This window comes from Burkholderia sp. ZZQ-2 (assembly GCF_050768715.1).
Lineage (GTDB): Bacteria > Pseudomonadota > Gammaproteobacteria > Burkholderiales > Burkholderiaceae > Burkholderia > Burkholderia cepacia.
This window is the reverse complement of sequence record NZ_LDVA01000014.1, coordinates 1-278: the sequence shown is the minus strand read 5'-3', so window position 1 is coordinate 278 and position 278 is coordinate 1. Positions and strand designations below refer to the sequence as shown.

Below are 278 nucleotides of genomic sequence, written 5' to 3'. Positions count from 1 at the left end.
CGGCTCGAAGACAAGAAGGTGAGCTGGAAGATCTACATCGACAAGCTCCAGCTCGTCTCGTTCACCGGGATGCTGCATGCGGCGGTGCTGGAGAAGTACTGGCGCACCGAGCACTTCGGCACGATGGAGGACTTCTACGCCGAGGCGAAGGCCGGGAAGCTCCCCGCGTACGCCTTCATCGAGCCGCGGATGGTCTATGACCACAACGACTTCCACCCTCCGTTCGGATCGCCCCGAGAGAGCGAGGTCGACGGCGAGGCTGTGTTCGACAGCGCCAT

Annotated in this window: 1 protein-coding gene; it reads left to right on the top strand. The window is 62.6% G+C overall.

The features are described from left to right. Positions 1–18: 18 nt before the first annotated feature. A partial coding sequence (locus ABY44_RS00200) for an alkaline phosphatase family protein (RefSeq protein WP_431640687.1) occupies positions 19–278 on the top strand: 260 nt, incomplete at its 3' end.